We start from the raw sequence: 9,678 nt of genomic DNA, 5'->3' as shown, positions 1-9,678 counted from the left end.
TCACGCGCCAAGTCCAAGCCTGGCAAGACGATCGCAACCGAACGACGAAGGGCGTCGACTGGCAATTCACGACCCAACAAGCCCGCGTGAAACTGCGACGACTCTACCCCCAGCTTTTGGTGTGACAAGGGACTAGAGAGCCAGTGGCGGAGCGTTTCTCGCTCTTCTGGCGTCGGGCGCGCCTAGCGGGACGGCGATGGACAATCCCCAATCCAATGAGGATCGGGGCCAACTCGAATCCCACGCCACAGGAAGTCGAGGGAGGCGATTCCGAGAAGGGTCGGGTTGGTGAGCAGTTGGAGTCGAGGGCGTCGATCTGGCCGTCGCCGTCGTTGTCCAAGCCGTCGTGGCACTGGAGCAACAGGCTGCATCCGTCAGCCATCCCGGTGTTGTTCCAACAGGTGTTGTTCGTGGCACCGGTCTGTTCGCGCAGGGGTGTCGCGCAAGTGGTGAGGTCGTTTCCGTGCACCGCCGAATTCATCGTCCCGATCATCCGCACACAGGTGTCGCCCTTCAGGGTGTTGCCGGACACCACCCCCGGTGTCGTGGCGGTTCGCACGGCATCCTCGGCGCCCTCGACGTAGTTCCCCGAGATCGTGGCACCGCCTCTAATGCCAATCGGCGCATCGTTCGTTCCAAGCACCAGCCAGTTGTCCTTGACCGACGCGGTCGAGCAGGTGGGCAGGTAGATGCCAGCCTTGATGGTCCCCCCTGCTGGGAGCTGCTCAAGCCAGTTGTCGATGATGGACAGGCCGGAAGCCACACCGCCAAGGGGGTCACACCACACATCCCAGACACCGATCATGGGCGTGGAGATGGAACCCGAACTGCTGAAACAGGTATTCTCGCGGATTTCGATGTCTGAGCTTCCGCCATTCTGGCCACCGATTTCGATGCACTGGGAGAGGGGGCTCGTGATCTGGTTCTGCTCGACCGTGAGGTCATTCCCGGCGATCCGAAGGGCAGCAGCCCCCGTGTCGTCGGCCGACGTCAGGACGTTGTTCTTGAATTCCAGGCCGTGCAGATTGGTGGAAGCGATGTCGACCCTGCCGGCAAGGGTGTTGCCGGTTACCTCCAGGTCGATGACCGGAAAACCCGAAGTCGTGATTACGATGGACATGTGTCCGAACTGGTCGTTCGAGATCGTGTTGTCGAGGATCTGGATATTTTGCAGGGCGGCATTGTTCGGTCCCAGGAAGATGCCGGCGTTGACCGTCTGACTGGCTACTGTGCTGGTATCTGTGAGATCGTTGTCGACAATCACGACATTGCTCACTTCGTTCGCTGTGTTGTTGTTCACGTAGATCATGGAGGAGCCGCCGGCGACGCCACCATCGAAATCGTTGCGCGTGACCGTGTAGTCGCTTCCCCAATCGAGTTCGATGCAGGAGCCTCCAGAATGCAGGGAAGGACAGTTGACGAAAGTGCTGTCCCGGACCATCCCCGCCGAAGAACCGCCACCGAAGGTGATGCTCTCATCGCCGAGGCTGTCCAACGTGAGCCGCTCCAACAGGATGTTGTGGCCATTGCGGATCACAATTCCATGGGATTCTTCGCTTGCACAGTTCCCTCCCGGCAAGATCACGCAATGGGCCTCTGGGTCGTCGTCCCAGATCTTCAGGTCGCGAATCGTGATGTTCTGAAGCGAGTTCGTGAAATCGCATTTCCAGTCGTCGAATAGGTACGCCTCACAGATGATGACCACGATCTGGCCGCCCGAATTGAGGGGCATGAGGACGCTCGCATCCCCAACGCCCGTGACTACCAGGTCGTCGCAGGTGAGCTGCAAGCCCGAGTAGAAGGCGCCCCCGGCTCCGTGCTCACGACCGAGCCGGTAGAAACCCGCGGGAAAGTGGACCTCGCCCCCACCCGCCGCACAGGCCGCATCGACCGCTGCCTGGGCTCCATCGCTATCGATGCCCGCGAAGGCCGGATCGGCGCCATAGTTGGTTACGTCAAAGACCGCCGCCAGCGATGGCTGTGCCACGGCGCTCAAGACCACCAGCAGAATCCCCACTATCTGCTTGCCGCACTCCATCAATGAGGTAGTGGACTGCGATGACTGGAGGTGACGAGGTATTTCGCTGGCGATGATTCGGGTTGCTAGATTCCCTGATCGCACCCGGTACGATTCCCGCGGGGGCACAGCCGAACAGACCGTCGAGGGGCTTTCTTGACCGAGTTGGTCTTCATCTCCGGAAACGATGGCTCCGGCAAGTCCACCTTCCTGCGCCGTTTCAATGCCAAGGCCGAGGCTCGTGGCATCAGTGTCGAAAGGCGGCACTACTACGAGGGCCTAGTGCGGAGGTCGTTGCGCTTCGCTCTCGACCGCCGAAACAGGCTCTCGGGGTGGAAACAGAGCGCCGTCACGTCCCCGGGGGGTTCGAGTTCCGGGCGCCCCAGGCCTCCGGCTCGGCGGAGCGGGGTGTTGGATGGTGTCCTCGGCTTGTATCAGTTTGCGATGGCGATCGAATTGGGGTTGCGCCTCGCCCTCAGCGCCAAGGATCTGATGCTCGTCGATCGGAGCTTCATCGACGATCTGATCAGCATTGCCGAGACGCTTCGAATCGAGCCACCAGCGGCGTTCTTGCGCCGCGGTGCGGCTTGGTTTCCCGCCCGGAGGTACTACTACCTCTCCGCAGGTCATGAGGCCGAGTATGCGCGCATCGTCGACCTCGATCTGACCGCAGCGGTCCACCGGGCGAAGGGAGAGCGTTATGCGGATCTCTTCGCACAGCTCGAGGCGCTCGGAGCGCCGGTTCGGCGCATCGATACGCGCCCCAGAACGAAACCAGAAGTCCATTCCTCGGAGACGACGCCCTCATGAGCCGCTACTGGAATACTGCCGTAGAGGTCGATCGCCGCCTTGCCAAGGCTGGCATCGACTACTGCATCATCAAGACCTTCGGTGCCGAACCCGACTATGTGGACAGCAACATGGACGTCGTTTGCACGGTTCCGTTGCGAGAAGTCTACCAACGCGCCTTCTCGGACCATCGGATCACGTTGAAGGATGAGATCAAGACGAGGTTCTACGAGCGGAACAAATTGATGGCCAAGCCCGTTGGAGATGAAACGGTGGACATTCACCTCCACAGCAATGCCGGTTGGCATAACATCGAATTCGTTTCCGGATCGCAGATCCTTGCGCACCGGACGGACCACTCGGTATCAGGTCACGTGGTGCAGATCCTGGAGCGAGGCCTCGATGCTCGGGTCCTCCTGCTTCAAGTGATCTTCGAGAACTTCCGCAAGACCCGCTGGGACAACGGCTACCTTACCGAGGAGGACTACCGCAGCTTCGGGCAAGAGTACGGGGTGAGCGAGGAAGAATGGAAGCCGATCCGTGCTGCCGAGAAGCATGTGGCCCTTGGTGACCTTTGGCCCGTATGGCGACACTACTATCGCAAGCGTCGCAACGAGACGTCGATCTCGGGCTGGAACTACTTCCTGCACTCGCTGCTCTATTCCCTGGACCGCTATCGTAGGCTGCGCGCTGGGAACTGAGTGCCGGCCAGGAATGAGCCAGCCTGGCTTGCTCGGTATCGCCGCCGCCGCTTTTATCCCCGGTGCCGAATCGCCTGGGTCGGGACTTCTTCCGGCAGAGGCTCATAGCCTTCCAGTTGGTTCATCGGGTCCACCAGGCTACGAATGCGATCCCACTCGTCCTGGCTGAGCTGATACCACGGGCCGACATGCTTCGGGTTGAAGAAGCCGTGCGCGCCGGCCTTCAGGCTCGCGATGTCCTCCACCTCGCAAAACGAAGCGATGCGGTCGCACTCCCGATCCAGATTCTCGAACAGGTCTTCGTAACGGATGGAGAGGACCTGATCGCTCGGGAAGTTCTCGAGATCGTGCCGGAAGATCTCCATCATCTGGCTCCACTGGTAGGCGGCTGAGAGGACGGGGCCGTTGGCTGCGTTGAATTCCGCCAGGCCCGGAACGCGGGGCCCCCAGGTGGAGGAGGAGCGCGCAACCCTCTCGGCGAAATAGCGCTTGGCGAAGCGCCAGCCGAGCTTCGGCAGGGAGCTCCAGACGAAGTTCGTGCGGCGGTGGCTCGCGACACGTATCAGGGATGGTTTCCGCTTCCAGCTGTAGGCGATTTCCGGGATCACGTCCTGGGCGTCGCGAGTACACCTGAGGATCCGGGCGCCGGGGACCACGGCTCGAAGAAACGGCAAGGAAAGCGAGTGATAGGAGAGATCGTCCACGTAGCGGCCACCGCCCGCGTCTTCGACGAGCTTCTGGCAGGCTTGGAGGATCGAGGCACGGATCTTAGGCGTGGCTTCGTCCGCGGTTCGCTGGTCGCTGGGGCCGCCTCCCTTCTTGCCGATGCTCCAGATCATTCGGGGCTCGTCGACGAAATGGAACTCGGGAGTGGCGCCAAGGGCTCGAGCTACGGTCGATTTACCAGCGCAGGGAGTTCCAGTGGCGAAGATTGGGCGGTCGAGGTGGGGTTGGCTCACGGGACCTGCACTATATCGACTGATCGGACCCGAAGGGTGAGCTTGGGTGCGTGCATGTTGGCTATCCTGGTGGTGCCTTGAAGAGCTTTCAGCGTCTCCAACAGACAATTCTCCGCTACACACCGGTTTCGTTCCAGAATCTGGCCCTGAGTGCGCGGGGCTATCAGATCAACCGATTTCGCTACACGGCCCATTTCGAGAGGCGTCTGGCCGAACTCGAAGCGACGGCCAACGCACCGATCGAAGCGCTGCACCAGATCCAGCGGGATCGTCTGGTCGAACGCGTCGAATGGGCTCGAAAGAACACGCGGGTCTTCTCGAATCTCCCGCCTCCGTCGACTCGGGCCGATCCGGTGGAGGCCATAAGGGAGACGCTGGCATCCATCGAGTCGCCCCAGAAATCCCAATATGCAGAGCGGCTCGACGATTTCATTGGTTCCGATCTGGACCGCTCGTCTCTCATCAAGAGCAACACGAGCGGTACGACGGGCACTTCGCTCACCCTCTGGCACACACCAGAGGCGCTGGCCGAGGAGTATGCGATCGCCTGGCGCATGTATCGGAGCAGGAACGTCGGATTGAAGGATCCCCGCCTCACCTTCGGCGGAAACCTGGTGATTCCCTATGAAGTCGATTCCCCGCCGTTCTGGCGGTTCAATCGATACGGTCGACAGATCCTCTTCTCCGCCTATCACATGAAGCCAGAGAATCTGGGGATCTACGTGACTGCGATCCACGAGATGCCCGCTCGCTGGGCACAGGGGTATCCATCCGTGCTCTTCTTGATGGCCCGCGCGCTTCTCGATGCCGGCCGGCCCCTGCCGAGGGGTCGGCTCGCAGGTGTCTTCACATCCTCCGAGCGCCTGCTCGCCTCGCATCGCGAAATCATCGAAGCCGGTTTCAACGCACCGGTGGTCGATCGCTACGGAACCAGCGAGTTCGCTGTATCGATAACGAGTTGTGAACTGAACCGAATGCACGTCGACATGGAGTTCTGCATCGTCGAGGTGGAGCCCATCGAGGAGGACGAGGAGAGCGTGCGTGGTTCCCTGTTGGTGACCGGGCTATCGCCCGATGCGCTTCCCTTCTTCCGCTATCGGATCGGCGATATCGGCACGCTCAGCAAGAACCCGTGCCCTTGTGGCCGGCCCGGGGATGTGTTCCTCGGTATCGAGGGTCGGGACGATGATTTCGTGATGACACCCGACGGTCGCCTCGTTGGACGGCTCGACCACATTTTCAAGGGGCAAGACCAGGTCTCCGAGGCCCAGATTCTCCAGTCCACGAAGGATGCGATCACCGTGTTGCTCGTGCCGCGCCACGGCTATGGCGAAGACGCGGAGCGGGGTCTGCTCGCCGAGATTCACGCCCGGCTAGGCAGTGAGATCGACGTCCGAATCGAGACCACCGACAGAATCCCTCGGGATGCGAACGGGAAATTTCGAGCAGTGAAGTCGGCACTCGGGCATTTGCCTCAGCGCCAGAATGCCGATCATGCCCATTCAGGCCCCTGAGGGTCAGCCTCCGTTGCGGTTGAGGTCGTTGAGGGCATCCTCGAAATCGAGGACCAGCTGGTTCGAGACGCGGACCGACTGGATCGAGTCGCCTCCCTCTCCGCGAGCAATGCACTCGGCGATGTTCCGATACATCAGCTTGTAGGTTCCCAGCTTGTTGACGCGGGTCCGCCGCAGGATTCGCCCGCGCCCTTCGGCGAGGTAGCTCGAATTGTTGACGATGGTTGCGGTGATCTGCCCCGCCCGGAGTTCGACGTAGTCCTGGACGCCGATTCGTGAGCTGCCCTTTTCTGTGAGGGTCATCGTGAAGTACGCGCCGTTCTTCAGCGTGGCCGCACAATGGATGGTTCCCGAGGGGCTCACGCCGAGATCGATCGATTCCACCTTTTTGTAGCCATTCAAGTAGAGGAAGTGGTCGATCCAATGGCAACCGTTCGAGATCAATCTGCTCTTGGAGTTCGGCCAGCGGTACCAATGGTGGTTTGGCAGCGGCACCTCGTAGACGATGCAATGATAGTCGATGGGTTGCTCGGGTGATTGTCGGAGGTCGGTGATCGCGTAGTTGTTCAACGTCGAATAGCGTTTGTGGAAACAACCGAAGAATCCGCCTTTGGTTCTCTCGACGGCGGTCGCCAGCGAGTTCAGCTGCGCCCGATCGACGGTCAGCGGCTTCTCGACGACAGCGAAGGCGCCCTGGTTCAGTGCCGCGACCGCCAGCGGGGCATGGGTGTGGTGGAAGCCGGCGATCAGGAAGACATCGAAATCTTCGGACTTCCGGATCACGGGTGCGGTATCCCAACAGCGTGCATCGGCCCGGTCGGGCGGGATCTGGGTCGGGTCGATCTCGTGAATCGAATCGACCTTGATGTGCTTCTTCACGTTGGGAAGGATGTTGGTCTTCGCGTAGTGGCCATAGCCGAACAGGACGGCGCGCTTGCGTTTTCTGGTTCGAGGCGTCCGCCTCGGAGGAGGTGGCGTGGACACGGATTCACGAACCTCGGAAATGCGCTCGACAGGAAGCTCACGAGCGGCCGACCAGTCGATCTTGGCTTCGAGCTCGAGCAACTCGTTCAGGTTCGGCTTGGCACCTGCTTCGTCGAGGTCGGCGCCCGAGTAGGGGCTCCAGCTCTTGAGCTTCTCCAGCCAAACAGGCCTCGGGACCCGGGGATCGCCGGACTTGAGATGGCGAACGCTATTGCCCCAGGTCTCTTTCGTCGCTTCTATTGGTAGCGCTGCCAGAAAAGCCTCGGGCAGAGCAACCCGTTCGATACAGGCCGGGAAACCCGGGGCGACGAAGACCACCCGGGTACCCGGTTCGAACTGGGTCTCCCGGGGGCACTCAACGATCTCTCCAACGCCCAGGGACAGGAATTTCTCGTTGCGATTCCGCTCCTGCAGGCGGGAGGCCACCTTTCGCCAGACGCCTACCGCGCCGACCTCACGGACGTAGTTCCAGAGCAATCGCAAGTCGCGCTCGGGTACGAAGTAGATCCCACTGAGCTGATCGAGATTGGCGAACTTCCACACCTGGATGCGATAGGAGCCCGGAGAGCGGTAGTAGTCAAGGGTCGTATCAGTCCACTGGTTTCCGAGCAGGCACCTCATGAGTGCCGCATCCGTTCGTTTGTGCGCAGGTGAATGGTGTTTCTTCCGATTGTCAGGGCGAGCCGCAGTGCCTTGGGTTGGCCCTCGCCAATTGCGCGGAGACCGACGAAGGAAGCTAGCAGCTCAGGGCAAACCAGCCTCGATGCCAGCCGGGATCGACGGCCATCCCGGGCCAAAGAATCGCGAGGGGTGTCCAGACGCCCGATCATGCCAGACGGTAGCTTTCCTGCGCCATTCATTCAGTGCGCTGCGAAATCGCCAGGCGCCCGCGGGGGAGATCGCGATGCGCCGCACTGGGACCGCCATCCGCCGATCTCCAACTTGCTTCGACACGAGTCTTGTTTCTCTGCGTACGGGCCCAAAACACGATGGGGATGATCCCTGAGAGTTCGAATCCCAGGCCGCAGAGGTTCACGGTTTCGCGGTCCTTCCAGGGAGCGCCGACGCACTGCGGGTCGGCCTCGTTCGGGTCCCCGCTACCAACGCCAAGAGCCGATTCGCCCCCGTGGAAATCTGTGCCTAGCCATCCCCGTCGTTGTCGAGCCTGTCGTCGCAAAGGAGCAGAGCATTCTATTCTGACAAGTCGCCGGCACTCGCACATTCGCTGTCCGCGAGATCGATCGAACCGTCACCGTCGTTGTCGATGCTATCGGAACAGGCAACCGGGAGGTCGAATCCGATTGAACCATCCATGTGTTCAAGGGGGAAGCTCGCCTGCGCCGCGGTCTGGTTGAGAAACGGCGAATAGGCCTCGAATCGAATCGTCTGAGCGTTCCAGTCGATACCCAAGAACATGAGCCATCCGTTTCCCTTGTTGGGGTCGCCACCCACGCGCTGAGCGTTGAACATTGTTTCGACGAGCGTGCCACCACCCAGGTTTTTGCGGCTGCGAACGTGAGCGGCTGGCTCCGTCAGCGTGTGGATCCGGTGGGCGGAATTCACAAGGAAGATGTTCGGAGACACGCTGACGAGGTTCTTCCAGATGAACAACCCCCCTGCGTCGTAGAGCTCGGTATACCCTTGGGTAGCCGCTGATTTGCCCGGAAGATCGAGATATCCATGAATCGTGACGACGACCGGGAGCTCTCGGTGTTCGTCAATGATCTCGCGCGCCCGCTCTATCACCTCGGAGTACTCAGTCGTATCCGCATCCCATTGAATCGAAAGGTGAAGTACGGGTTTGCTCCCGCACTGGAACAGGTGAGCCGAATTGACGGCCCAGTCTCCCCAGCTCTCGATGAACCGAGCGCCGGCGGGTTGCTTGACTGCAGCGTAGACACTCGAGTTGAACCGGCGGAGAAAGTCCGGGAACTGGAGGGGTTTCGAATAGCCACCGTCGTGATTTCCGGCAGTGACGGACCATGGGATGATTCCATCGAAGGAGTGCATGGCAGTCTTCATGGCAAGCCAGCGCTCCTGTTGCCAATAGAGATCTACGACGTCTCCCGCCTGGGTTACGAACGCGATCGGTTTGGTGGGATCCCGAGTCAGTCGCTGGTCCAGGATGTACTTGGCGATCTGGGCTGGCACTCCCGACGGCCCCACGCATGTGGCCCCCCAGGCTGAGCAATCGTTGTCGCTAGTACAGACAGGTGGATTGGACGGAAAGGCCGAGCAGTTCGAAGTGCAGTTCCCGCACTCGGCGCGTCCGTAGTATTTCTGGGTGTCTGGGATGACGGCAATCGTGCAACCGTCCGCCATCACCCGGGTCGGCAGGGTTGCGAACACAGCAACAAGCAAGAGGCCCACAAGTGAAGACATTGAATGAACTCCTGTCGGAGGGCCCCGTATGACGAGATTCGGCCGGAAGTTGGGGAACGAGCGTCTGAAATCGGAAGCGCATTCTCCCGCGAGAAACCGTACCGAACCCGGTTTCCTGGACACAGGTCCGCGCTACCCCGCTTGGCCTCGCGCGTTGGCGTTTCGGGCCTCGGCAGGGTAGGGAAGCCCAACCCTCTCTGCCAACGCCGATGAGACACTTGACCCGTCCAGAATTACTGTAGGGCGATGCAAGGTGACTCACGATGATCAACGACTCGAACACTCCGCTTCCGCCGGCCCTGGGGCCGGTGGAGGCGCGTAGCGCCGGAACC

Annotated in this window: 7 protein-coding genes; 3 read left to right on the top strand and 4 right to left on the bottom strand. The window is 60.9% G+C overall.

Annotated features, from left to right (window positions below; genetic code table 11):
- Nucleotides 1–103 precede the first annotated feature (103 nt).
- A complete protein-coding gene (locus GY937_18570) occupies nucleotides 104–1,996 on the bottom strand; it encodes a hypothetical protein (GenBank protein MCP5058710.1) in 1,893 nt (630 codons plus the stop codon).
- 177 nt (nucleotides 1,997–2,173) lie between these two features.
- On the opposite strand from GY937_18570, the gene GY937_18565 reads away from it, so the two are divergent.
- Both GY937_18565 and GY937_18560 read left to right on the top strand, forming a co-directional pair.
- A complete protein-coding gene (locus GY937_18565) occupies nucleotides 2,174–2,827 on the top strand; it encodes a hypothetical protein (GenBank protein ID MCP5058709.1) in 654 nt (217 codons plus the stop codon).
- Nucleotides 2,824–3,507, top strand: coding sequence for a hypothetical protein (locus tag GY937_18560; protein MCP5058708.1), 684 nt, complete (start codon nucleotides 2,824–2,826; stop codon nucleotides 3,505–3,507). The genes GY937_18565 and GY937_18560 overlap by 4 nt, the downstream gene beginning before the upstream one ends.
- Before the next feature lie 53 nt (nucleotides 3,508–3,560).
- On the opposite strand, the gene GY937_18555 is transcribed toward GY937_18560, so the two are convergent.
- Complete coding sequence (locus tag GY937_18555) at nucleotides 3,561–4,346, bottom strand: sulfotransferase (protein MCP5058707.1); 786 nt, start codon at nucleotides 4,344–4,346, stop codon at nucleotides 3,561–3,563.
- A gap of 197 nt (nucleotides 4,347–4,543) precedes the next feature.
- On the opposite strand from GY937_18555, the gene GY937_18550 reads away from it, so the two are divergent.
- A complete protein-coding gene (locus GY937_18550; GenBank protein ID MCP5058706.1) occupies nucleotides 4,544–5,980 on the top strand; it encodes a hypothetical protein in 1,437 nt (478 codons plus the stop codon).
- 3 nt (nucleotides 5,981–5,983) lie between these two features.
- On the opposite strand, the gene GY937_18545 is transcribed toward GY937_18550, so the two are convergent.
- Nucleotides 5,984–7,585 carry a Gfo/Idh/MocA family oxidoreductase gene (locus tag GY937_18545; protein ID MCP5058705.1) on the bottom strand — a complete coding sequence of 534 codons (1,602 nt, stop codon included), beginning with the start codon at nucleotides 7,583–7,585 and terminating at the stop codon, nucleotides 5,984–5,986.
- A gap of 570 nt (nucleotides 7,586–8,155) precedes the next feature.
- Nucleotides 8,156–9,346, bottom strand: coding sequence for a hypothetical protein (locus GY937_18540; GenBank protein ID MCP5058704.1), 1,191 nt, complete (start codon nucleotides 9,344–9,346; stop codon nucleotides 8,156–8,158).
- Between the last annotated feature and the right edge of the window lie 332 nt (nucleotides 9,347–9,678).

The organism is bacterium, assembly GCA_024228115.1.
Taxonomy (GTDB): domain Bacteria; phylum Myxococcota_A; class UBA9160; order UBA9160; family UBA6930.
The sequence above is the reverse complement of the archived record's forward strand: the minus strand, read 5'-3'. Positions and strand labels throughout refer to the sequence as shown.

Bases quoted from the DNA above. Each gene is read 5' to 3' on its own strand.
- GY937_18540 (MCP5058704.1), bottom strand. From the start codon at position 9,346: ATGTCTTCACTTGTGGGCCTCTTGCTTGTTGCTGTGTTCGCAACCCTG.
- GY937_18560 (MCP5058708.1), top strand. From the start codon at position 2,824: ATGAGCCGCTACTGGAATACTGCCGTAGAGGTCGATCGCCGCCTTGCC.
- GY937_18545 (MCP5058705.1), bottom strand. From the start codon at position 7,585: ATGAGGTGCCTGCTCGGAAACCAGTGGACTGATACGACCCTTGACTAC.
- GY937_18555 (MCP5058707.1), bottom strand. From the start codon at position 4,346: ATGATCTGGAGCATCGGCAAGAAGGGAGGCGGCCCCAGCGACCAGCGA.